This window comes from Clostridium sp. M62/1, from assembly GCF_020736365.1.
GTDB classification, from domain to species: Bacteria; Bacillota; Clostridia; order Lachnospirales; family Lachnospiraceae; genus Otoolea; species Otoolea saccharolyticum_A.
Map to the genome: position 1 here is coordinate 1,323,789 of NZ_CP085988.1, position 25,523 is coordinate 1,349,311.

At 48.7% G+C, this 25,523-nt stretch carries 15 protein-coding genes and 1 pseudogene; 10 read left to right on the plus strand and 6 right to left on the minus strand.

Annotated elements, in window-relative coordinates; all coding sequences use genetic code 11:
* Positions 1-140: 140 nt before the first annotated feature.
* Both LK436_RS06560 and LK436_RS06565 read left to right on the plus strand, forming a co-directional pair.
* The gene (locus LK436_RS06560; RefSeq protein ID WP_008397589.1) at positions 141-1,643 is read left to right on the plus strand and encodes a tetratricopeptide repeat protein; all 1,503 of its coding nucleotides are present in this window, start codon (positions 141-143) and stop codon (positions 1,641-1,643) included.
* A gap of 103 nt (positions 1,644-1,746) precedes the next feature.
* A pseudogene (locus LK436_RS06565) lies at positions 1,747-3,654 on the plus strand (GTP-binding protein); the annotation flags it as partial.
* A gap of 28 nt (positions 3,655-3,682) precedes the next feature.
* Here LK436_RS06565 and LK436_RS06570 read toward each other — a convergent pair.
* The 3 genes from LK436_RS06570 to sfsA form a co-directional block, all read right to left on the minus strand.
* On the minus strand, positions 3,683-5,044 hold the full coding sequence (locus LK436_RS06570; protein WP_008397585.1) for a FeoB small GTPase domain-containing protein: 1,362 nt from the start codon (positions 5,042-5,044) through the stop codon (positions 3,683-3,685).
* Positions 5,031-5,306 carry a FeoA family protein gene (locus LK436_RS06575; RefSeq protein WP_008397584.1) on the minus strand — a complete coding sequence of 92 codons (276 nt, stop codon included), beginning with the start codon at positions 5,304-5,306 and terminating at the stop codon, positions 5,031-5,033. Before LK436_RS06575 ends, LK436_RS06570 begins: the two co-directional genes overlap by 14 nt.
* Before the next feature lie 87 nt (positions 5,307-5,393).
* Positions 5,394-6,113 carry a DNA/RNA nuclease SfsA gene (gene sfsA / locus LK436_RS06580; protein ID WP_008397583.1) on the minus strand — a complete coding sequence of 240 codons (720 nt, stop codon included), beginning with the start codon at positions 6,111-6,113 and terminating at the stop codon, positions 5,394-5,396.
* A gap of 434 nt (positions 6,114-6,547) precedes the next feature.
* Here sfsA and thrC point away from each other — a divergent pair, with 434 nt between their 5' ends.
* From thrC to LK436_RS06595, 3 genes are all read left to right on the plus strand, one after another.
* Positions 6,548-8,056, plus strand: a complete 1,509-nt coding sequence (gene thrC, locus LK436_RS06585; protein WP_021966834.1) for a threonine synthase — start codon at positions 6,548-6,550, stop codon at positions 8,054-8,056.
* Positions 8,057-8,365: 309 nt separating this feature from the next.
* Entirely contained in the window at positions 8,366-9,229 is an 864-nt protein-coding gene (gene fba / locus LK436_RS06590) for a class II fructose-1,6-bisphosphate aldolase (protein ID WP_015544925.1), read from the plus strand.
* A gap of 220 nt (positions 9,230-9,449) precedes the next feature.
* Positions 9,450-11,567 carry a glutamine synthetase III gene (locus LK436_RS06595; protein WP_008397574.1) on the plus strand — a complete coding sequence of 706 codons (2,118 nt, stop codon included), beginning with the start codon at positions 9,450-9,452 and terminating at the stop codon, positions 11,565-11,567.
* A gap of 128 nt (positions 11,568-11,695) precedes the next feature.
* On the opposite strand, the gene LK436_RS06600 is transcribed toward LK436_RS06595, so the two are convergent.
* Both LK436_RS06600 and LK436_RS06605 read right to left on the minus strand, forming a co-directional pair.
* Positions 11,696-13,861, minus strand: coding sequence for a GH25 family lysozyme (locus LK436_RS06600; protein ID WP_008397573.1), 2,166 nt, complete (start codon positions 13,859-13,861; stop codon positions 11,696-11,698).
* Between the two features lie 94 nt (positions 13,862-13,955).
* The gene (locus tag LK436_RS06605; protein WP_008397571.1) at positions 13,956-15,743 is read right to left on the minus strand and encodes a phosphotransferase; all 1,788 of its coding nucleotides are present in this window, start codon (positions 15,741-15,743) and stop codon (positions 13,956-13,958) included.
* Positions 15,744-16,145: 402 nt separating this feature from the next.
* Between LK436_RS06605 and LK436_RS06610 the strand changes: the two genes are divergently transcribed.
* Positions 16,146-17,759 carry a glucan-binding protein gene (locus tag LK436_RS06610; RefSeq protein WP_044931245.1) on the plus strand — a complete coding sequence of 538 codons (1,614 nt, stop codon included), beginning with the start codon at positions 16,146-16,148 and terminating at the stop codon, positions 17,757-17,759.
* Between the two features lie 360 nt (positions 17,760-18,119).
* A complete protein-coding gene (locus LK436_RS06615; protein ID WP_008397568.1) occupies positions 18,120-18,326 on the plus strand; it encodes a helix-turn-helix domain-containing protein in 207 nt (68 codons plus the stop codon).
* A 743-nt stretch (positions 18,327-19,069) separates the two neighbouring features.
* Here the strand turns inward: LK436_RS06615 and LK436_RS06620 are convergent.
* A complete protein-coding gene (locus tag LK436_RS06620; RefSeq protein ID WP_044931169.1) occupies positions 19,070-19,303 on the minus strand; it encodes a helix-turn-helix domain-containing protein in 234 nt (77 codons plus the stop codon).
* A gap of 812 nt (positions 19,304-20,115) precedes the next feature.
* On the opposite strand from LK436_RS06620, the gene LK436_RS06625 reads away from it, so the two are divergent.
* The 3 genes from LK436_RS06625 (at position 20,116) to LK436_RS06635 (ending at position 25,442) form a co-directional block, all read left to right on the plus strand.
* Complete coding sequence (locus LK436_RS06625) at positions 20,116-21,759, plus strand: O-antigen ligase family protein (protein ID WP_008397563.1); 1,644 nt, start codon at positions 20,116-20,118, stop codon at positions 21,757-21,759.
* 62 nt (positions 21,760-21,821) lie between these two features.
* Positions 21,822-23,678 (plus strand): polysaccharide biosynthesis protein, encoded by a 1,857-nt coding sequence (locus tag LK436_RS06630; protein WP_008397561.1) that lies wholly within the window; start codon positions 21,822-21,824, stop codon positions 23,676-23,678.
* Positions 23,679-24,263: 585 nt separating this feature from the next.
* Entirely contained in the window at positions 24,264-25,442 is a 1,179-nt protein-coding gene (locus LK436_RS06635) for an iron-containing alcohol dehydrogenase (protein ID WP_021966841.1), read from the plus strand.
* The last annotated feature ends 81 nt before the right edge of the window (positions 25,443-25,523 follow it).

Genomic DNA, 25,523 nt, shown 5'->3' on the forward strand with positions numbered 1-25,523 from the left:
TCTGCCGGCAGCTGGAGCCCTGTATGAAAAGCTGGGGAAGAAACTGCCAAATCATAAATTTCCATAAAACGGTTGTGCTGGATCTTTAAAAATAGTATGATAGCCATAGAAATGATTTGAGAAAATGAGGAAAGTGAAATATGGCGGTATTAATGTCAGAGCTGTGCAGCCAGGGAGCAGATTTAATCTGGAAGCAGTGCAACGAGGAGCTGTTTGCGCAGGGACTTGAATATTTAGAGAGAGCAGCAGAGGACGGGGATGCGGATGCTCTCTTCTTTCTGGGACACTGCTACAGCTGGGGAGATGCGGCGGTAGGCTTTAATGATAAAAAAGCATATGAGTGTTATCTGGCCGGTGCGGAAGCCGGAAGCGCCCGCTGTGTGCTGGGAGCGCTGCGGGCGGGGCAGTACGATGAGCGGCTGCAGGCGCAGGCCCGGTATTCTCTGGCAGAAAGCCTTCAGATTGTGATGGAAGCGGCTGCAGGAGGGGAGCCCTATGCCGCTTATCAGCTGGCAGATGGATTTTACTATGACGATTTTTATGACATTCTTCCCAAGAGCGAGCGGGCTGCCGGAAACTGTTTCAAATGGTATGAAAAGGCGGGAGAAGGCGGAATTGTAAATGCCATGGAGAGAGCAGGAAAATGCTGCTTTTCCGGGACCTATACCCGCAAGGATGTGTCGGCGGGACTCTATTGGGCAGAGAAAGCCGCAGCAGCCGGGAGCGCCTGGGGGCTGCTGAAGATGGGGCTGTTTACCCTGGAACAGCAGGATTATGAGGCCGCGTTTGCCTATTTGTATGCAGCTGCCCGCCAGGGAGATGAGGAGGCCCTCTTCTATCTGGGGGAGATGTGTCTGAACGGGGCGGGAACCGAACAGGATACCGAGCAGGCGATTGCCTTCTTTGAGGAAGCTGCCAGGCACGATAACAGGGAAAGCTTTGTCAGGCTGGGGCAGATCTACTCAGAAGGAGAGTATGAAAATTATGAGAGAGCCTGCTACTGGTACAGCCGGGCCTATGCCGCCGGAGATCATCAGGTTGGCCTTGCTCTGGGAAGACTGTACTGTATGCCGGGAGAGTACCAGGATTTCCAGAAGGCCGAAAGGCTTTTAGCTGAGTATGCCCAGGGGGAAGAGGATGGACAGGCCTGCTGTCTGCTGGCTCATCTTTACCATGAGGGCCTGATTCCAGGCTCCGGTGCAGAAGAAGCGGCGGCGTATTTCGAGCAGGGCGCAGCCATGGGAAACGATGAATGTATTCAGATTCTCGGGCATCTCTACTTTGAGGGAGAGGAGCTTCCCCAGAACTATGCCAGGGCCTATGAACTGCTAAACAGCTCCTGGGAAAAGGGGACGCTTAGGGAGCTGTGTCAGCTTGCCTATCTGTGCCGGAATGGCTATGGATGTGAAAAAGATGAGAAGCGGGCTGCAGAGCTGTACAGGAAGACTGCAGAGACTGAGAAAAACGCGGATGCCTACTATGAGTTGGGCAGCTTATATGAAAAAGGAACACAGATTCAGCGGGATCTGGAGCAGGCGGTCGATTACTACAGACAGGCAGCTCTTTTGGGAAATGACAGCGCCAGAAGGAGGCTTACACACTTTAAGCGCAACATTTTTGGAAAGTGGAAGTATGTCAACTGACAGAAGGAATGGGAGTCTCTAAACGGTGCGGCAAGTCTGGAACACCGGCCAGCAGACAGATAAACGGAAAAGAAGACTGGATGAAAGCGGGAAATTGACGGAGATGAAAAAGACAATAGGTATTCTGGCCCATGTGGACGGAGGAAAAACAACTTTTTCAGAACAGCTTCTGTATCATGCGGGAATTTTAAAGACGCCCGGAAGGGTAGATCAGGGAAATACGCTTTTGGACAGTGATCCGGTGGAGCGTTCCAGAGGTATTACCATATTTACGGATCAGAGTCCCTTTGTCTTTGAAGGTAATACTTATTATCTGATGGACACACCGGGGCATGTGGATTTTTCAGCGGAGATGGAGCGGGCTGTGATGGCCCTGGATGCAGCCATCCTTCTGGTGGCGGCCGGTTCCGGAGTGACGGCTCATACTGTGACACTCTGGCGTATCCTGGAAAAATATAAGGTACCTGCCTTTCTGTTTTTCAACAAGATGGATCTGGAGGGAGCTGACAGGGAAAAGCTGCTTTTTCAGGTGAGGGAGCGGCTGAGCACAGATGCTGTTTTGGTGGCAGAGCCGGAGACCCAGAGTCTGGAATCAGGAACGCTCCAGGAAGGAGAGACAGAAACGTCCCGCAGGCTGACAGAATTTATCTGCGAGAGAGAAGACAGGCTATTGGAGCGGTACCTTTCGGACAGCCTGACAGGGGATGAGCTGAAAAGCGGGGCGCAGGCGCTGATCCGGGAAAGAAAGCTGTTTCTTTGCATGTTCGGGTCTGCGCTCAGAGATCAGGGAATAGTCGAATTCTTCCGCCTGTTTAACTGCATGCTGGAGGAGGGGGACGAAAAGGAAAGAGAGGAGCTGCCCTTTCGGGGACTTGTCTATAAGATTCGCCATGATGACAGACAGAACCGTCTCACCTTTATAAAAATTCTGCAGGGAAAACTGAGAGTCAGGGATGAGATACGCTTTTGCCAACAAGCGGAGTATACCGGCAGCTCTGGAAGAAACGGGGAGGAGACAAACGGAGCTGAAAAAGGCCTGGAAGAGGCAGCGGCGGAAAAAATCCATGAAATACGGAGCTATTGTGGAAAAAAATTCAGCTCCATGAAAGAAGCGTCTGCAGGGGAACTCTGTGCAGTTACAGGCTTGTCCATCCCCCGCTGCGGTTCACTGATCGGAACGGGCGGCAGAGAAATGGAGAAAGCTGACTTTTTTCTGGTTCCGTCTCTGGCAGCCAGGGTGATACCAGAGGAAGCACAGGCAGCCGCCTCCGCTGAGGAGTTTCAGCGTCTTACAGACGAACGTACAGAGCTGATGCAGAAAATCATCAGGTATATGCGGCTGCTGGAAGAGGAGGAGCCTCAGCTCAGCCTGTCGCTTTCTCCCCTCACTGTGTCGGTTATGGGTGAAATACAGCTTGAGATTATAAAACAGATGTTCAGAGAGCGGTGGGGAATTGACATCGCCTTTCTTCCGCCCAAGGTAATTTATAAGGAAACGATCGGGAAGCCGGTTATGGGCTACGGTCACTACGAGCCGCTCAGGCATTATGCGGAGGTGGCGTTCAGGCTCGAGCCGGGGGAAAGAGGGAGCGGAATTCAGTTTCGGAGCGAGTGCCCTTTGGACGAGCTGGCACAGAACTATCAGAATCTGATACGAACCCACGTGTTTGAGCGGGTACACAGGGGAATCCTCACAGGCGCTCCTCTGACGGATGTGACGGTTGTTCTGACAGCAGGCAGAGCTCATCAGAAACATACCGAGGGAGGCGATTTTCGCGAGGCAGTATACCGGGCTGTCAGGCAGGGGCTTGAAAAGGCGGAAAATATCCTGCTGGAGCCCTTTTATCGTTTTGAAATTGCAGTGGAAAACAGCCTGACAGGCCGGGTGATGGCGGATATTCAAAAGCGCTCAGGAACATTTGAACCGCCGGTGAGCCAGGGAAGTATGACAGTCATAGCCGGAAGAGGGCCGGTGTCAGAGTTTGCGGATTATCCGGCTGAGCTGGCTGCCTTCAGCCGCGGAGGGGGGAGCATTTCACTTATAAGCGACGGGTACGATGCCTGCCATGACGCCTCGAAAGTGATAGAAGAAATTGCTTATGATAAGGGGGCAGACAAGGAAAACACATCAGCTTCAGTATTCTGCGCCCATGGGGCCGGATTTCTCGTTGCCTGGGATCTGGCGGAAAGATACATGCACTGTCTGAAAAAATAAGAAGGAGGCCGGGAGAAGGGGCGGCAAAGGACTGGGGAACCGGGGCAGTGACTACACACATGGTTAGGCACTGCTTTCCGCAGGCGCGGCATTTTTTAAATGCACAGTCCATATTGAACGCAGCTCTGGGCAGGTAGCCTAAATCCTCAAGAAGGGTAAACAGAGGGAAAAAAATGGCCATGGGAGGAAGCATGACGGAGACAATCCATGCCGCCGACCGGAACACTCCGAATACCAGGGCATCTGTAAACGGCTTTGGAGCTCCGGCAGCGCTCAGGGCAGAGGCCATCCATGTCTCGAGCCTGTAAAACTGCTCCCAGAGGAATGACGACGGGTAGTTTGCCCCGGTAATGGTAATCCAGAAGATGAGGAGCAGAAGCAAAATCATCACAAGGCCTCCGGTCAGACGGCCCGTTAGAAAACGGTCGATGGCTTCCTGGCGCTTTCTGTAATCAGGTTTTGTGTACCGTACAGCCTGCGCAGCCAGAGCTTCAGGAGAGAAGTCATTAATTTTACAGAGATTCTGTCCAGTGCGCTGATTTGGGGATACGGATTCCATGGAAACTCCCCTTAACATACAGCCGTGACAGCCGCAGCACTCAGCGCAAGGCTTTTCTGTGTCTTCACGAAATGGACAATGGGAAGGCAGGCTGTCCGAATTGACATTCCCGGGTTCTGTTTCGGAGGAAACCTCAAAAATTTTTTCTTTCAGAATATTGATTTGTCTTCTGTCTCTGGCTGTACAGGGAGTAACCGGAATGCCCAGCTCCCGTTCCAGCAGAGAGAAATCAATGACAATACCCTTTTTTTCCGCTTCATCGCAGAGGTTGATGCAGAAGAGGAAGGCGGTGCCGGCAGACAGGGGAAGTTCAGAAAGCTGCTTTAAGAGATGGAGACTTCTTTCCAGACAGGTGGCGTCTCCGATCACGATCAGCACGTCTGCCTGACCGGAACAGATAAAATCTCTGGCAATTTCCTCCTCCTCTGAATGGGTGCGAAGGGAGTAGATTCCCGGCAGATCCGTCAGCTCACAGACGGATTCTCCCAGGGAAAAAACGCCGGTGGCGCAGGCTACTGTTTTTCCGATCCAGTTTCCCGTATGCTGCCTGAGCCCTGTAAGGCCGTTAAAAACAGTGCTCTTTCCCACATTCGGATTTCCCACAAGGGCGGCTTTAACAGTTTTCAAGTGAGTCCACCTCCTTCAGGTCTTCCTGCATGTCAGGCTCCTCAGCCAGAATGAGCCGGGAGTCCTCCCGCCGCAGCGCAATGACGGCATTGCGGACAAGAAAAGCAGAGATAGCCCCATGACTGCGGCTGAGAGTGCAGGTAACAGCAGTGCCGGGGGTAAAGCCCAGATCTAAAAGACGAGCGGTAATCGATCTATCATCTGACAGCCAGCGGATGACAGCCGACTGGCCTGGTTTCAGCAAACTAAGAGGTCTAAGCATACTCTCACATCATAAAAAGGACGTTACTATTGAATATGCCAGAGCTGGAAAAAGAGTGACAGAACAGACTTATGTGCAGAAAATCTGCTACAGAAATACAGGAACATCCCCATCAATCTTCATGGAGTGCTCTGTCACAAGACAGTCCTTTGCCAGAATCTGTACACCATTCTGGCTGATACGTTTCAGCGCATCGGCAAAAGCGGGATGGGTCCCTCGGTTGGGCGTAAAAGCACAGATTCCTTTCATCTGGATGACAAAGAGTACATAGGCCTGAAATCCGCTTTTCACAGCCTTCTCAAGTTCCAGAAGGTGCTTCAGCCCGCGCTCTGTGGGGGCATCTGGAAAGCTGGCAGTTCCGTTCGTTTCAAGAGTCACTCCCTTGACTTCCATAAAACAGAAGGAACCGTCCTTACGAAAAGAGAGATCAAACCGTGAGCCGCCGAACCGAACCTCCCGTTTGACATCGGAAACGGGGCCCAGGCCGCCCTGGCACAGCCATTCAAAGGCTGCCTGATTAGGAGCCTGTGAGTCCATGTTGATGAGAAGCGTCTCCCCGTACCTGCCGGCGCGCTCTTTATAGACGCCGATGAGGGAGTACTCTGTTTTCCTGCCCTTCTGAAGCGCATCAGGGTGGTGCTCGATCAGGACAGAGGTGCCTGGGATCAGAAGCTCCCGGCAGCGCCCTGTGTTTTTAACATGGCAGACAGCCGTTTTGCCGGAGGATGAGGAGGGGAGGGAAACCAGGGCGGTAAAGCGGTTTGGACGTTCCAGAAAAACAGCGCTTAAGATATGGTCGTAATTCATAAAATCTCCTTTATAAGGGCGCGCCGGGCGGCTGTCTCCTGTCTGTTTCAGAGAACAATACCCGTTCAAGCGCCTGTGCGAAATTATTCTATTTCCAGTATGCTATTTATTTTGCACGAGAAAGGCAAAAAGGTCAACCGCAGACTGTGAAAGCTGCCCGTCTGCTGTCTGCCCGCGCCGCTGATAGCTTTTTTGGGGGGGTGCTGCTCTGCCCTTTTCAAGTTGCGCTTCCAGATAAAATATGATAAAATTTTGAACCATACAAATATTCTGATTCAGGGAAAGAGAAGATTCAGGCATAGTATAGAAATGTGTTTGATATTTCCGGAAACCACAGAAAAAATGAAGCCGGATCATGGCGAAAGACCAGTCAGAAGCCAGAGAGGCCCAAGATAAGAAAGGGGCCGGATTAGGCAGAAAAGAGGATGAGAAGAATGGAAATTTACTACAACAGTACCAGAGGCGGCGAGAACCATGTGACAGCTTCCCGGGCGATATTAAAGGGGCTGGCAGATGACGGAGGACTTTTTATGCCGGAGAAAATCCCTGCTCTTGACTGTTCTCTCAGGGAACTGTCAGGCATGAGCTATCAGGAAACGGCATATGAGGTGATGAAGCTCTTTTTTACGGATTTTACCGAGCAGGAGCTGAGAGACTGCATCAGCCGTGCCTACGACTCCAAATTTGACACAGAGGAGATTGCTCCGCTTGCAAAGGCAGACGGCGCCTATTATCTGGAACTGTTTCACGGAAGTACGATTGCATTTAAGGATATGGCGCTGTCGATTCTGCCCCATCTGATGACGACGGCAGCCAGAAAAAACAGGGCAGATAAGACCATTGTAATCCTGACGGCTACTTCCGGGGATACGGGAAAGGCAGCTATGGCCGGCTTTGCGGATGTGCCGGGGACGAAGATTATCGTATTCTATCCCAAGGGCGGAGTGAGCCGGGTGCAGGAGCTTCAGATGGTGACGCAGAGGGGAGAGAATACGGCAGTGGCATCTATCGCCGGAAACTTTGACGATGCCCAGAGCGGAGTGAAAAAGATTTTTGGAGACAGGGAGTTTGCCGCTGAACTGGCAGACAGGGGCTTTGTCCTCTCCTCCGCCAACTCCATCAATATCGGACGTCTTGTGCCTCAGATCGTGTATTATGTGTATGCGTACGGAAAACTCCTGGAAAACGGTGAGATTGAGGAGGGAGAGAAAATCAACATCACAGTTCCCACCGGAAACTTCGGAAATATCCTGGCAGCCTATTTTGCCAAGAGAATGGGACTTCCGGTCAGCCGCCTGATCTGCGCCTCCAATGACAATAAAGTGCTCTATGATTTCTTCCAAACAGGTGTTTATGACAGGCGCAGAGAGTTTATTCTCACAACCTCTCCGTCCATGGACATTCTCATCTCAAGCAACCTGGAACGTCTCCTCTACCTGGCCTCCGACTGCGATGCAAAGGCAACGGGAGAGCTGATGAGGCAGCTTGCCGAAAACGGTTTTTATGAGATTAATACTGCCATGAAAGAAAAAATAGCCGACTTTACAGGCGGCTTTGCAGACCAGGAAGAAAATGCCGGGGAGATCCGCAAGGTATTCAGGGATACCGGCTATCTGATGGACACCCATACAGGTGTCGCCTCCTCTGTATACAGAAGATACAGGGAGGAAACCGGCGATCAGACAAAGACAGTCATTGCCTCCACGGCAAGTCCTTACAAATTTTCCAGAAGCGTGATGGAGGCCATCTGTGACTGCACAGAGGAGAGGGAAGCACTTCCTGAGGATGAATTTGAGCTGTGTGACAAAATGGCGGAAAAATCAGGAATTCCTGTTCCCATGGCTGTAAAAGAGATAAGAAATGCCGAGATCCGTCACAATCGCACGTGCAGGCCGGAGGAAATGGAGGATATGGTGAGACAGATTCTCTGGCAGGAGAGATAGGGATTGTTATTTTGTTCACAATGCTGGAATTAAACGGTATTTCGGCAGAAGTCCTGCACATTACAGCGGGCACACAGGGAAGCAGCAGAGAGGCAGGGAAACCTGTCTGGACAGAATATACAGAAATTTTTGAAATACAGCCTGAATAGTGTACAAAAACTATAATTTTCACCTGTTCTGTCCAGACCGGATCTGGAAAAACAGAGCCGGGGAATCCGCATATTAAAATGAGGAACAGCTTTTCAAAAAACAAAAAATGGTATATAATAAGCGCAGGTAAGTAGAGAAATGCGAAGGAGGTTCAGCGATATGTTAGTATCAGCGAAAGAAATGCTCAATAAAGCAAGAGAGGGCAAGTACGCAGTTGGCCAGTTCAACATTAACAATCTTGAGTGGACAAAGGCAATTCTTCTGACAGCAGAAGAGTTAAAATCCCCGGTTATCCTCGGTGTATCTGAGGGTGCAGGAAAATACATGACAGGCTTCAAGACAGTTGCGGCTATGGTTGCAGCTATGGTAGAGGAGTTAAACATCACTGTTCCGGTTGCCCTGCATCTGGATCACGGCTCCTACGAGGGCGCTAAGAAGTGTATCGAGGCAGGATTTTCATCCATCATGTTCGACGGCTCCCACTATCCGATTGCCGAGAATGTGGAGAAGACAACGGAATTAGTGAAAATATGTCATGAAAAAGGCATTTCTCTTGAGGCAGAGGTCGGCTCCATCGGCGGCGAGGAAGACGGCGTTGTAGGTATGGGCGAGTGCGCAGATCCGAACGAGTGCAAGGCTGTGGCAGACCTCGGCATTGATATGCTGGCAGCAGGAATCGGAAACATTCACGGAAAGTATCCGGAAAACTGGCCGGGATTAAGATTTGACGTTCTCGAGTCCATCAAGGAGAAGGTAGGCGATATGCCTCTCGTTCTTCACGGCGGTACGGGAATTCCGGCAGACATGATCAAGAAAGCCATTTCTTTAGGCGTTGCAAAGATCAACGTAAATACAGAGTGCCAGTTAGCATTCGCTGATGCAACACGCAAATATATTGAAGCAGGCAAAGACCTTGAGGGCAAGGGATTCGATCCGCGCAAGCTCCTCGCTCCTGGTACAGAGGCAATCAAGGCGACAGTAAAAGAGAAGATGGAATTATTTGGTTCCGTTGGAAAGGCTTAAGCTGTCCCTCAGATGAGATAAGCCAGCCTGCCCGGATTTCTGCGCGCAAGGAGCAGAATTTCCGGGCAGGCGGGCTTATTTTCTTTCCAAGTGCCGGCGCGTCCGTTTTGGGAATGTTTGTACAGGGAACTGACATAGGGAAAAGAAAGGTGATCCCCGGGACGGCTGTCAAGGGACAGTCCTGAGGATTTGACAAATATTAAATTGGAGGAATATTCAGATGAGCAGCATCACAAATGTATCCGAGATTTTCGGAAAGAATGTATTCAATGATTCCGTGATGAGAGAGCGCCTTCCGAAGAATGTCTATTTAAAGCTGAAAAAGACTATTGAAGACGGAACGGAACTGGATCCATCCATTGCGGATGTGGTTGCCCATGCCATGAAGGAGTGGGCTATTGAGCGGGGAGCTACCCATTTTTCACACTGGTTCCAGCCGCTGACAGGCGTTACAGCTGAGAAACATGATTCCTTTATCTCTGTTCCCGGAAGCGATGGGCGGGTTATTATGGAGTTTTCAGGAAAAGAGCTGATCAAGGGAGAGCCGGACGCATCCTCTTTCCCGTCCGGCGGTCTGCGCTCTACCTTTGAGGCAAGAGGCTACACTACCTGGGACTGTACGTCTCCCGCATTCCTGAGGGAGGACACATGGGGAGTGACACTCTACATACCCACAGCCTTCTGTTCCTACCGGGGAGAGGCTCTTGACAAGAAAACACCTCTGCTGCGCTCCATGCAGGCGATCAACGAGCAGTCTCTGAGAGTCCTGCGCCTGTTTGGAAATACGACCTCCAAACGAGTCATCCCCTATGTAGGTCCGGAGCAGGAGTATTTTCTTGTGGATAAGGAGAAATACCTCCAGAGGAAGGATCTGATTTACGCGGGGCGCACCCTGTTTGGAGCTATGCCGCCAAAGGGACAGGAGATGGATGATCATTACTTTGGAAGTATCCGCCCCAGAGTCGGAGCCTTTATGAAAGAAGTCAATGAGGAAATGTGGAGGCTCGGCGTGACAGCCAAGACCCAGCACAATGAGGCTGCTCCGGCGCAGCACGAGCTGGCCCCAATCTACACACAGGTGAACGTGGCCGTTGACCATAACCAGATGATGATGGAGGCACTGAAGAGGATTGCCGGCCATCACGGGCTGACCTGCCTGCTTCATGAGAAGCCGTTTGCAGGGGTGAATGGTTCAGGAAAGCACAATAACTGGTCACTGTCCACAGACGACGGAATTAATCTGTTAAATCCTGGAGATACGCCTCATGACAACATGCAGTTTCTGCTTGTGCTGGCATGTATTATGAAGGCTGTGGATGTGCATGCAGATCTGCTCAGAGAGTCTACGGCAGTGCCTGGAAATGATCACCGTCTGGGGGCGGCAGAAGCTCCGCCAGCGATTATCTCCATTTTCCTCGGAGAGCAGTTAGAGGATGTGGTAGAACAGCTCTGCAGCACCGGAGAGGCCACCCATACAAAACAGGGCGACCGCCTGAGCACCGGAGTTGCCACGCTGCCTAATTTCGTGAAGGATGCGACAGACAGAAACAGAACCTCCCCGTTTGCATTTACGGGAAACAAGTTTGAGTTCCGAATGGTGGGATCCTCTGACTCTGTTTCCTCACCGAATGTGGTTCTCAACACGATTGTGGCAGAGGCTTTTAAGGAGGCTGCCGACGAGCTGGAGAAGGCTGATGATTTTGACATGGCTCTCCACGATTTTATCAAACGCACCATGTCAGAGCACAAGAGAATCATTTTCAGCGGAAACGGCTATTCAGAAGAGTGGGTAGAAGAGGCAGAGCGCCGGGGTCTTCCTAACCTCAAGTGCGGAATCGACTCCGTGGATTCGCTGATCACAGATAAGGCTATCCGCCTGTTTGAGAGCTTTGGCGTATATACAAGAGCAGAGCTGGAGTCCAGAGCTGAGATTGAATACGAATCCTACGCAAAGACTGTGAATATTGAGGCCAAAACCATGATCGACATGGCAGGAAAGCAGATTATTCCGGCGGTGATCCGCTATACGGCAAATCTGGCAGAATCCCTGACTGCTGTACAGACAGCCTGTCCTGAAGCGGACACAAGTGTGCAGAAGGAGCTTCTCCTGGAAGCATCCGATCTGCTGTCTGATATGAAAACTGCCCTTGCCAGGCTGACAGAGGAAACAGAAAAGGCTGCAAAGGTAGAAGGCAACAAGGAGAGGGCTTACGCATATCACGACATTGTAACTGCGGCGATGGAGGAGCTGCGCCGCCCTGCCGACAAGCTGGAAATGATCGTAGATAAGGAGCTTTGGCCGCTGCCAAGCTATGGAGACCTGATCTTTGAGGTATAAGTTCAGGCCATAAATCAGAGAGGAAACTGCACAGAGAGGGCCGAAGGGCATCATGAATCATTTTCTGATGCCCTTCGGCCCTCTCTGCAATTAAAATCCCTCCTGTCCGGTTTTGAGTATCAAAGATATTACCTTCCTGGTCCGCCTGTGAGGCCAGGTTCGATCGTATAGTGATCTTCAGAATCAGAGCTTCCTGAACCTGGACGTGCAGTACCGGTACCGGAGGAACTGCCCGGAGCATTGGAAGTTCCGGAGCTGCCAGGAGCGCTGCCTCCTGTGGAACTGCCCGGAGCGCCGGAATTCCCGGCGCTGCCTGAACTTTCCGAATTCCCAGGGGAAGTCTGTCCGCTGATTCCGGAAGGTCCGCTTCCAGCTTCTGAATTTCCGCTGCCGGGAGTTCCCATCCCTGAACCGGACGATGCTGTTCCTGGTTCTGCGGTTGTCACGCCGCTCATAGAGTTGGTCTCATTCTGGCAGACGCCGTTTTGATCAAAGGTGTAGGTGACGTTGTCAATCACCCGGGAGCAGTCAGAAGCCATCACGCCCGTGGAGGGATCCAGATAATAATACTTTCCGTTTTCCCTCAGCCATCCCTTTACCATATGGCCGCTGCTGTTGAAATAGTACCAGCTGTTATCAATCTGGCGCCAACCCCGGATCATGCGGCCGGAACTCGTGCTCATATAATAACGGTTTCCAGTATTGTCATTGAGCCATCCGGTGAGCATACGGCCGTCAGTATACAGATAGTAGTACTCATTGTCGATTTTCTGCCATCCGGTCAGCATTTTCCCGTCCTGGCCCAGATAATACCAGAGTCCTTTCACCTGCTGCCATCCGGTGCGCATTTTTCCGTCTTCGCCCAGGTAGTACCAGCTTCCGTCAATCTGCTGCCAGCCCACGCGCAGCTTTCCCTCAGGACTTAAGAAATACCAGCCTCCGTCAATCTGCTGCCATCCGGTTTTCATCTTTCCCTCATTGTCAAGGTAGTAGTAGCGCCCGTCAACCAGTCTCCACCCTACAGCCATCTTTCCGTCTGTGCCGAAGTAGTACCAGTACCTGTCTATTTCTTTCCATCCGGTAGTCATCTTTCCATCTGTTCCAATAAAATAGCGGGAGCCTCCGATGTCGGCCCATCCCCGGAGCAGTTCCCCGTTCGGATTGAAATAATACCAGGCGCCGTCTATAGTCAGCCATCCTGTGGCCATGGAACCGTCGCTTTTCATGTAATAATAGGTATCGCCGGATTTCAGCCATCCGGTCATCATGGCTCCGTCTGTTCCGAGATAGAACCATTTCCCGTCAACCTGCTGCCAGCCATAGGCCAGAGCTCCGTCATCCTTCAGGTAATACCATTTAGAGCTGGAGGAATCGCGAAACCATCCCACTGTCATTTTGCCTGAGGATTCGTCGAGATGGAAATATTTTCCTCCCAGCTGCATCCAGCCTCTTCGGGGAGTTCCATCCTCCCCCATGTAGTACCAGCCGTTTCCGTCATTGATCCAGCCCTTCTGCATTTCGTAGTCTTTATAGTAATACCAGTTTCCTCCGATATTTCTCCACTGGTTAGCAGGAATCAGGGAAGAAAAATCTTTGTAGGCAAAGTTGATGTCCACATTGCCGGAGATTCCGGAAACGCTTCCGCTGTTGGTAGCCTGCCACATGGCAGCGTTGGAATAGGAGTGGCGCACATCGTACCAGGCAACCCAGACATCGTAGTTCACGGAACTCATATCAATTTTGTTGGTAAGCCAGTAGTCATTGGCATAGACCATGGGATAATAGCCTGCAGCTCTGATCTTTTTGCAGAAAGCATTGATCACGGCGCTTAGCTCAGAAGGAGAGAGGGCGCTCATCTCCGAGGACTCCACATCAAAGACAACGGGATAGGAGATAGGATAGTCCTTAATCAGATTCAGCACGAAATCAGCCTCCTGTTCAGCCATCTGCGTGGTTGTGGCATAGGAGTAAATATAGGCGCCGACCTTCAGCCCTGCTTCAGCGGCCTTGGATGCGTTGGACTGAAAAAAAGGATCAACGGCATTATTGTATCTGGTTCCAAGCATGACAAACTGGATGTCGTCGGCAGCTACCGCATCCCAGTTGATGCTCTGCTGCCAGTGAGACACATCAATCCCTCTGGCTGCCACTCCGGCAATCGCAGTTCCCGAGCTGTCTGTATAGATACCGTTTACCTTTGTCCAGGCCGCAAATGCGCTCATGGCCGGGTGCAGTGAGAGCGCCCCCAGCAGGCAGGCAAGACCGACTATTTGCAGACGTTTCCTTTGTATCATAAAAACTCCTCCTGTGTAATCGTGTCGATCAAAAATCCATTTTATCCCATTGTATCATAAAAACATACCGTGTGCATAGATGTGCCGAAACTGTTTAATCAGTAAGGGCGCCGAGCTGCTGCAGCTTTTTATAATAGAGCTTTGCATAGCGGTACATGATTAAGGTATACTCGCCGAATTCCTCACCCAGGCTGCTTTTGAAAACTGCCCACAGGCACCAGAGAAAACCTCCCAGAGCTGCACAGGCATAGATGACAAAGCGTTCCTCTTCATCTGGGGAACGCTTCAGATAGAGCTCAATCAGATGATCCATTTCTTCCTCATTGTAATAGGAGTAAATACCGCACATGGCAATATCGATGAGAGGGTCATGCATGCCTGCATATTCCCAGTCAATGATTTTACCGGAGCCGTCCGGGAGAATCAGAAAATTGTCAGGGACGCAGTCAATATGAGAGAGACACTGAGGTCTGTCCATCAGTTCCAGGAGCTCCAGAAGCCGGTTCATGTGACCGCGCACTTCCGGATAATCCTCAAACAGCATTTTTTCCCGTCCGCGGCACAGGCCCTCATAAAAATCGATCCGTTCCCGCAGAGAAAAGGAGTGGGGAACCGAAAGACCGGATTCATGAAGTCTGTGAAGCTCCTTCATAAAGAGCCTCATGTCCTCCTCACTGTGGGGATCTGCATTGCGCGCCCCCTCATAGTAATGGGCGATTTTGTATCCGGTTTTCCCATCAAAATAGACAATGTCCTCTGTCATATGAAGAGGATTGACAGCACGGTAGACAGCCTCTTCCTGCCTTCGGTTGATGAGCTGTTCCGTCCCCGGCCCCGGAATACGGCAGATGTAATGCTTTCCCCGAAGTTCAAACAGGAAAGATTTATTTGTCATTCCTGCCTTCAGACAGCGGATATTGGTGATTTCCTCCTCCTGTATCTCGAAAACTCTGGAAACGAGAGCCAGGGCTTCATTATCAGAGTGATTCTGGTACTTGGGATCAAACTGCCGGAGCTCCTCCAGATTCTCAAATTCGTAAACCTGATTCTCCGGCTGCGGGTTGGAAAAAAGCGCAAGCTCCTGGAGATGTTCCATCAGGGCATTTTCCCAGTAAAACTGTTCGGTGCCAGGCCGGTGATAATAGTCCTCTATAATAGGAAGAAACTCCATCGAAAACTCCCGGGAGAAGAAAGCCGGTCCGTACAGAGCATAGGAATCATGTCCTCCTACAGAAATAGAAGAAATTCGCCCCTTCTTATTGGTTTTTACGCACCATTCAGAAGTGTTTCCCTCCATATAGGAAGTGGAATACCAGGCCCCGCACTCATAGGCGTGGAACATATTGTCCCTGAGCCAGTTGTCTGAGGAGAGAATATACATGTTTCTCCCGCGAAGAACTTCTCTGGCGTGATAGATGGTGGCGAGATTATTCTTAGAAGAATACTCGGGATTATAGAGGAGCTTTACCTGATATTTGTCAATCAGATATTCGAATTTTTCTTTCAGATATCCCACCACAATAGTGATATCGGTGATTCCGACAGAGTGAAGCTGCTTGATCTGGCGTTCGATCATCCGCTCTCCGAAAACCTCAAGAAGTCCCTTGGGCATTTCGAAGGTGAGAGGCACGAAGCGGGAGCCGAAGCCTGCAGCCATAATTAACGCTCCGTCTACCTTATAAGGAAGCAGCAGTGCCATTCCTTTTTCAGTTAATGTATATTTATTCGCCTCAGAATCTATCACAGCCAGCCCCTGCTCCAGGCAGTCGTTTATCAGCCTGTTAGCTGTTCCGAGAGAAATATCCAGCCTCTTTGCCAGCTCCCTCTGTGTAATATCGGGATGCTCCAGAATATTTCTGCATATCAATCCATATCGATCCATAATACCTGCTTTCTGGCTGCTGTTCAAAAAACAGCCTTATAGAATTAAATATGAACATTATAGCATGAAATCAGCAAAAGTACAGCTCAAATCTTAAGATTGTATTGATATTAGTACAATTTTTGATTAATTTTTTTGTTCTGTAATGATTCTGTAAGAAAATGCACAGAGAAATGTTATTGTATTTTGGGTAAAGGTGTATTATGATATGAGTGTATCGGAGGTGAGGCACTTCTGAAAGGGAAATCGTACATATTTACAAAAAAGTGAATGGAAATAAATTTATTTTTTTGTTAAAAAACTATTGATAATTTCCCTTATCCGAAGTATAATAGCCACGTAATGCAGTTAGGAATTTCGAAAAAAATGATTTCAAGAAGAAAAAAGGAGAGTGCATTCATTATGAGAAAGCAGACTAAATTAGTTGCAGTTCTTTCTGCAGCAGCTTTACTCGCTGTAGGCGCTTCCATGACATCTTTCGCAGGTTGGGAGAAGGATGAGGATGGTATCTGGCACTACTATGACAGCGATGATAATATGGTAGAGGACGAGTGGAGAAAGGATGGCTCCAAGTGGTTCTACCTTGACGAAGATGGAAACATGCTGACAGACTCCTGGGTAGACGATGAGTACTACGTAGGTTCTGACGGCGCTATGTTAAAGAATGCCTGGATCAAGACAACAGCTGATGAAGATGTAACAGATCCAGACGAGGACGGAGATCACTGGTACTACTTCGACAGTAAGGGTAAGAAAGTTACTGACGATGATAAGAAGATCAACGGTAAGACTTACTACTTCAACGAAGATGGTGAGATGCTTGACGGCTGGCATGAGGAGAACGGTGACGTTTACTACTTAGGCGGCGAGGACGAAGGCTGGAGAGCAGAGAACCAGTGGTTATGGCTGGAGAAGCCAGGCGATGCTGACGAGGATAACGACGATGAGCAGATCCTTAACTGCGCAGACGAGGACGACTGCGATGACGAGGGCTGGTACTGGTTCGGATCCAACGGCAAGATGTACAAGGATACAGGAAAGAAGAAAGTAAACGGCCGTTACTACATGTTCAACGAGCATGGCCAGATGCTTTACGAGTGGATCAACAACACACCAACAAAGGTAACCGGAACACCTTCCAACGCAGAGCTTGATGGAAATGCTACACCAGGAAGTGCAAGCATCAGCGATATGTACTACTACAACATCGTAGAGGAAGGCTGGAGAGGCGACGGCTGGTATGAGATCGACGGTTCCGAGGACGTTGGAACAGACAGCGATACAGACTGGTACTTCTTCGACGACGGCGAGGCTAAGCATGCTGATGCAAATGCTAAAGATTATGCTACAGACGACGAGGACGGCCCGGTATACGTAGCCAAGATCAAAGTAGACAGCGCCAAGGGCAAGAAGTACTTCGCATTCAACGAGAACGGCCAGATGCAGACAGGCCTTCAGTATATCGCTGACGACGGCGGCTTCTACTACTTCGACGAGAACGGCTATATGCAGGACGGCAAGGTTTCTGACGTAGAGTGCGACGATGATACATATGACTTCTACTTCAACACAAAGAACGGCAAGAACGGCCAGGGCTACACAGGAGAGAAGGACAACTACCTGTACTTCAACGGAAAGAGACTTGAGGCTGACGACGACTACAGACTGTACTACTTAAACGGCGACATTTACCTGGTAAATGACAAGGGCAAAGTTCAGTCTACAAAGAGCGACAGCAAGAAGTACGACATCGAGAACGAGGGTATTGAGACAGAGGATGTTAATGTAACATTCACAGGCAAGAAGGTTAAATCCATCTCTGTACCAGGCGGACAGTCCTACACAGCTGATGAGTTAATTGCTCAGGCTAAGGTGATTATGCAGGCTCAGGGATACGATCCAAGCGAGGATTCTCTTGTATCCATTCCGTTCATCCAGTTATATGATGACGATCAGTATACATACACTGTAGCAGCTGACGGAAAGGTTATCGTAGGATGGCGTGGTCTTAACTAATAATCAATAATCTCCGTTCAGATTATTTGACTTTGGGGAGGTTTCTCTTCCAGCGGATTACACCGCGGGAGGGGAACCTCCTTTTTTGGCCCTTTATCAGAAGAACTTATCATCCAGCTGTCCTATACTTCTCTGCCCATGTATGCCATTGAAAATAGATCTTCGAAATCATCTCTCACCAAAATTTGTTCTGCTTTTAACAGCTTTTTGCTTGTCAATTTGTACAATTTATTAACAAATCATCTTCTTTCACATTGTGTATTTTTTACAAAATTATTATAATTAAAAATAATATCCAAATTTCGGTTATATAAGGCCTGTTTCATTCGTTATTTAATTGATAGGGAAAGGGTGAAAAAGATGATAACATATGATAAGCTGTGGAAGACTATGAAGGAAAAGCAGATGACTCAGTATCGTTTAATTCGATACTATGGCTTCAGTGCCGGCCAGATTGGACGTCTGAAAAAGAACATGTATGTGTCGACCCATACGCTGGAAGTTCTCTGCCAAATCCTGAACTGCAGAATCGAGGATATCGTAGAGTATATTCCGGATGAAGAGTAGTAGGAGATAACCCGCAGACCTGGACAGAAAAACCGCTAGCTGGCCGAAATAACTAAAACATCTATCGCCCTTCGGAGGCTATTTGGCTCTTTCTGTCTCACAAAACTGAATATGGAAGCAGCAATGCCGTCTTCAGAGTGACTGGGGACGGCATCTTTGCGTATGACGGAACGTACTGCAATTCATGTGAAACCACTCTCTGTGGGCAGTGATAAAGGGCTGTGCAGCCAGGCCAGTCTAAAAGGGCTGACTGAAGCGATTATAACTCTCTGAGGCCTTAAAGGGCAGATACCTGGAGAGAGTTCTATTTGCCATTTTAGCGAATTTAATATGGATAACCTGAGCTTTTCCTCAAAGACGCGGAAAGGCCGTTCTAATACCCCTTTAAATCGTTTAAAAGGCATATAGTTTTTTGAATTGAATTAAAAAAACGGGATTCAAATGAGACACAGTGTCTGAACGTGTATCAGGCTTCCGGAAAAAGGAAAGAGATTGTGGCAGCTAACGAGTTTTTCCATACGTTTTGCCAGTCCCGGGATTTATCAAAAAAGAAAGTGGCATATATTGCAGGAGGAAGAATTCGAACAAAGCAGGAGGAAGTTTCTTCTGTGAATATGAAAAAATACCGCCTCCAGACAGGCTGAAAGCGGTATTACTGTCTTATATCCTTTTTTGCGGCAGAAGAGCCGTATGACCTTCGTAAGACGATAGTATTTGAGTTATTTTGACCGGCTAGTGCTTTTTTACTCTGGCCTGCAAATTATCGGCTGCTGCTCCTCGTCAGGAATATACTCTACAATATCCTCGATTCTGCAGTTCAAGATTTGGCAGAGGACTTCCAGCGTATGGGTAGACACATACATGTTCTTTTTCAGACGTCCAATTTGGCTGGCGCTGAAGCCGTAGTATCTGATTAAACGGTACTGGCTCATCTGCTTTTCCTTCATAGTTTCCCACAACTTATCATATGTTATCATTTTTCTCACCCTTTCCCTATCCATTAAATAACGAATCGAACATGTTGTATATAACCAATATTTGGATAATATATCTATATAGGGATATTCAACATAATCTTAAATTGTTCAGAGAGAATTGAAGAAAATTTACAATTAAAAGCAGTTATTGATGTATAGGATTAGGGATATCAATATTCTGATACAATATTTGGGTTAATGTTTAGCTGAAATTATTGTAATAACTTTCATGGGTACGATATGAAAGGTATTCAGGAAACTTTCATTTGAACGTAATAGTATACAAAAATACTCAGGATAGTAACAATGAAAATGCATTATAATAGCAAAGCAGATTTTTCAAAAACCAAAAGCGCTGGCAGAAGAAATAATTAAATTTCTCTGCCAACGCTTTTTTTATTAACTAACAGTCTGCTGGAAGCAGCCGCTGTGATATTAGTCGATCCAGCTTGGAGCATCTTTAGCTGTATACTATGTGGCAGTTTCTGTAGGTTCACCATTACCGGCATATTCCGAGCACTTTCGTTTATATTAATAAAATATTAAATAATTCTGCTGTGTTCCGGCTGTGCTTTTCTTGCGCCGGAAAGATATAAGTGATATACTAAAACAGTGTATGCCTAAAACATGAACTGCTGATAAAAATGCGGATCATATGTTTACAGCCTTTAAAGTGAAGCTTCAGATACAGGGCTGAAATGGGGCAGTACAGATAAGAGCTGACACAGCAGAAGTGAAGTGTGCCGTCGGGGCAGCATTTTGGCTGCAGATGGAGACAAAAAATAAATTTACAGAAAGAATATGGAGAGCTTATGAGCAGCAATGTAATTAAAAATGTTTCGGCAGAGAAGCGGCCCTACAGAGGCATTGAAGTTCTGGCAGGAATTTATACACTGGTGATACTGTGTATTTTCCCCTTTGTAGTACATGACAGGTATTTTGATATTCTTCCTACGAAGTACCGCTTTTATTCGACTGCAACGTCGGCAGTCCTGGTGTTTACAGTCATTTATCTGATTGCCAGCGGCGCGGTGGTTCGGGCTGTGCGCTCATTTGGTGACGGAAGCTGGCGCAGGCATCTGAATTTTGTGGACTGGGCGGCAATCGCCTTTGCAGTTTTGATTACAATTTCCACCATCCAGTCAGACTTTCGGTTTGAGTCCTTCTGGGGAAACGAGGGGCGCTATACAGGCCTGTTCACCCTTTCGCTGTACGTGTTTTCGTATTTTTTTATCAGCCGTTTCCTGAGATGGAAGCAGTGGTACCTGGATCTGTTCCTGGCAGGGGGGATTCTTGCCTGTCTGTGGGGAATTACAGATTATTTCAGAATGGATATTTTCCATTTTAAGGAAAGGATTGCATCTAATGCAGACTCCTTCACCTCCTCTTTTGGAAATATCAATACGTACACCATCTATGTGGCCATGGTGATTGCGGTGGCGGTGATTCTGTTTTTAATGAGTGAATCAGTCCTGCGCTCCATTTTTTATTATATCTGCTTTATAATAGGGATGTTTGCCATTATCATGGGAGAGAGCGACAATGCCTATCTCTCTCTGGGTGCTCTGTTCGCCCTGGCGCCTCTCTATGCATTCAGAAAATCTCAGGCAGTCAGAAGATATGCAGTGCTGATTGCCACAATTCTGACCGTTGCCAGATGTATCGAATGGATCAACGTGAAATACGCAGATACGGTGATTGGGATTAACAGCCTATTTTCTTTTATTTCAGGTTATGATAAGATTATGGCTGTGATTGCCGCAGCCTGGACTGTAGCTGCGGTGCTGTACCTCTTAAAGCTGGTGATAAAGAAGAACCCCCCGGGACTGCTTCTGGCCCTCAGAATTGTCTGGGGAGCTGTGCTGGCAGGAGCGGTGCTTCTTATCTGCTATATGTTCTATGACGCAAACATAGCAGGACATCAGGAAAAATATCAGTCTATTGCAAAGTACCTGGTATTTAATGATAACTGGGGGACTAACCGTGGATTTGCCTGGAGGATTTCGTGGGAGAATTTCCTGAGTTTCCCCCTGCATCACAAGATTTTTGGGTTTGGACCGGACACATTTGGGATTATCACTACATTTAATAACTTTCAGGAAATGAGCGAAAATTATCGTGTAGTGTTTGACAATGCCCACAATGAGTACCTTCAGTTCCTTTTGACGATCGGAATTGCAGGACTTGCCGCGTACCTTGCATTTTTGATTTCAGCCTTTGTGAAAATGACCCGCCAGGCGAAAGGGAATCCTCTGGTACTTGCACCGATGTTTGCATTTGTTTGCTACAGTGTGCAGGCCGTGGTAAACCTGAACGTACCCATCACTGCGCCCTTTATGTGGCAGTTTTTGGCTATGGGACTGGCTGTCTGCTATCAGTCGGGAAGCGCGGGGAAGGAAGCAGAAGTTCAGGCGGACTGGGCCGTTGATGAAACTGAGAAAAGGGATGAAAAATAGAGGAGGGGCATATTTAGAAGAGAGCCGCCCTCACAATCTGAAAAAAGGAAGTTGTAGTTGCCATGTTTGATAAGTATATGCCAAAAAACAAAAGAGTCAGAATGATTATTTTAATGCTGGCTGATATTGTATCAATCCAGATTTGCTCCTTTCTGGCGCTTCTGATACGGTTTGATCTGAATATCGCAAAGATTCCGCCTGAGTACAGTGCCAATGTGCTGCGCTACTGGCCTATCCACACACTCCTGACTGTTGCGCTCTTTTTCCTGGCGCATCTGTATTCGACCATGTGGAGTGTGGCTGGAATCAGGGAGGTAATAAGAATTGTCCTTTCCTGCGGTCTCTCGACAGTTCTGCAGATAGCAGGTATGACGCTTCTGCAGTTTTTTATGCCGAGAAGCTACTATATTATCAGCTTTGTTGCTCTCTGCATCGCCGTTACAGGCATTCGGTTATCCTACCGGATTAAGCACTCCCTGTTTCCGTCGGGCAACAGAGGCGGAAGCAGGATTATGATTGTGGGAGCGGGAACCTCCGGCTCTGTGATTCTCAAGGAGATGATGACAAGCAGGCACACAAACGGAACAGTTGTCTGCTTTGCGGACGACGACATCAATAAAAAAGGCAAGTATCTGAATGGAGTTCCCATTGCGGGAGGCCGGGAGGAGATACCGGAGCTGGCAAAGCAGTACCGGGTGGATGAGATCTATGTGGCAATTCCGTCAGCCCCGGCCAAGGAACGAAAAAAGATTTTAGAGATCTGCCGAGAAACGGACTGCAAAATCAAGATGCTTCCCGGAATCTATCAGCTTCTCAACGGCGAGGTCAGTGTGGCCAAGCTCAGGGAGGTTCAGATCGAGGATCTGCTGGGAAGGGATCCGATCCGCGTGAATCTGGATGAGATTATGGGATATGTGCAGGATAAGGTAATCCTTGTCACAGGCGGGGGCGGTTCCATCGGAAGCGAGCTGTGCCGTCAGATTGCCAGCCACAGGCCAAAGCAGCTCATTGTCTTTGACGTCTATGAGAATAATGCATACGATCTGCAGCAGGAGCTGGAGAGAAGTTTCCCGGAACTCAATCTGACTGTGCTGATCGGCTCCGTGAGAAACACACACCGGATTGAGAGCGTGTTTGAACAGTACAGGCCGGATATCGTCTACCATGCGGCCGCCCATAAGCATGTCCCCCTCATGGAAAACAGCCCCAACGAGGCGATCAAGAATAATGTCTTCGGTACATACAAGACAGCCAGGGCTGCCGGAAAGTACGGAGCAAAGCGCTTTGTCCTGATTTCCACAGACAAGGCGGTCAACCCGACCAACATCATGGGGGCCTCCAAGCGGATGTGCGAGATGGTTATTCAGATGATGGATCACAGGTACAGGACCGAGTTTGTGGCAGTGCGCTTTGGAAATGTGCTGGGCAGCAACGGCTCCGTCATTCCCCTGTTTAAAAAGCAGATTGCAGAGGGAGGCCCTGTCACCGTCACACATCCCGATATTATCCGCTATTTTATGACGATACCGGAGGCTGTGTCGCTGGTGCTTCAGGCAGGAGCCTATGCAAAGGGCGGAGAGATTTTTGTCCTGAACATGGGAGAGCCTGTAAAAATCCTGGATTTGGCCAAGAATTTAATCCGGCTGTCGGGATATGTGCCGGGAGAGGATATTGCCATTGAATTTACCGGGCTCAGGCCGGGAGAGAAACTCTATGAGGAGATGCTTATGGATGAGGAGGGCATGCAGGATACCCCCAATAAGCTGATCCACATTGGAAAGCCCATTGAGTTTGATGAGGACGAGTTCCAGAAGCAGCTGGATGAGCTGTATGAGATTGCAAACAGGGATTCGGAGAATATCAAGGAGGCCGTCCAGCGGATCGTTCCCACGTATGTGATCAAAAGGGATGAGAAGTAGGATGAGTAGTTAAGGGAAAGGACAGGCAGAAAGCGGGAATTGAGCGCTTAAGGAGTACCTGAAGCATCGGAATAAGAAAGATAAATATTCAGCAACTATAAAAACGGGCAGTTCAGAGGATAATCGCAGGAATTCTGAGCCGGCCCGTTTTTTCTGCGTTCAGGTTTGTGAGGGAGGGAGTCTATGTGAGCTGTAAGAACATCAGCCGGGAGCCGGTTCCGCGCAAAAGGGAGGATGAATTATCTTGAAATTCTGTATATTCTTGGAAATGAATTCAAATAATAAAAATGAGAACAGATACGTCCGATTTTGTATATTATTGTAAAAAACAGTAATTAATTTAACGAGAATTTACTTGAGTATCCGGCAGTTTTGGTATATAATATATTATGGTTAAAAAAATAACAAATCATGTGCCAGAAAGCGGACAGGCCGTCTGCAGAAGGGGAACGGCAGTTAATATGAAACCGTTCATTTTCTGTGAAGGCTTCTGCGCAGACAGAAGCGTGTCTGCAGTGGGGAATGAGGATGTCTGGAGACGGTCCGGCCGGAAGGGTGCATCCATTTATGAAGGAGGAATCAGAAATGGCAAGATTTACGTTACCGAGAGATATTTACCATGGAAAAGGATGCCTTGAGGAGCTGAAAAACCTGAAAGGAAAACGCGCAATCCTCGTTGTGGGCGGAGGTTCCATGAAGCGTCAGGGATTTTTAGACAAGGCGGTTGAGTACTTAAAGGAAGCCGGGATGGAGGTGCGCGTCTTTGAAGGCGTGGAGCCGGATCCGTCGGTAGAGACGGTTATGAAGGGTGCGCAGGTCATGAGAGAGTTTGAGCCGGACTGGATTGTCTCCATGGGCGGCGGTTCACCCATTGATGCAGCGAAAGCTATGTGGGCTTTCTATGAGTATCCGGAGGTGACGTTTGAGGAGCTGTGCACACCCTTTAATTTTCCGGAGCTGAGGACAAAGGCGAAATTTGCAGCGATTCCCTCCACTTCCGGCACAGCCACAGAGGTTACCGCCTTCTCCGTTATCACAGATTACGAAAAGGGAATCAAGTATCCTCTTGCAGACTTTAATATCACGCCGGATGTTGCCATTGTCGATCCGGAGCTGGTGGAAGGGCTTCCTGCAAAACAGGTGGCCTATACGGGAATGGATGCCCTGACTCATGCGATCGAAGCCTATGTTTCCACACTCCACTGCACCTTTACGGATCCGCTGGCAATCAAGGCCATCCAGATCGTAAACAGTGATCTGCAGAAATCTTATGACGGCGACATGAGAAGCCGTGAGGAGATGCACTATGGCCAGTGTCTGGCAGGAATGGCTTTTTCCAATGCGCTTCTCGGAATTGTGCACTCCATGGCTCACAAGACAGGAGCTGCATTTTCCACCGGCCATATCACACACGGCCTGGCCAATGCCATGTATCTTCCATATGTAATCTCCTACAATGCCAAGGAGCCGGAGGCGGCAGCGCGCTATGCGGAGATCGCCAATGCCATCGGCATTACAGGCACTGTGGAGGAGTGTATTGAGGGACTGAGAAAGAAAATCCGTTCCATGAATGATTATATGGGTATTCCCAATACACTGAAGGAGTTTGGAATTGAGGAGAAGGAGTTTAAAGAGAAGCTGGCCGCTATCTCTGAGAATGCGGTGGGCGATGCATGCACAGGATCCAATCCAAGAACGATTGATCCGAAGACCATGGAAAAACTGTTTACCTGTATTTACTACGGAACAGAGGTTGACTTCTAACAGCTGACATACAGCAGATTCAGAATGCAGTATGAAGAAAGCCTGACGGGCAGACGCTTACCTTTCGGTGAGCCTGCCTGT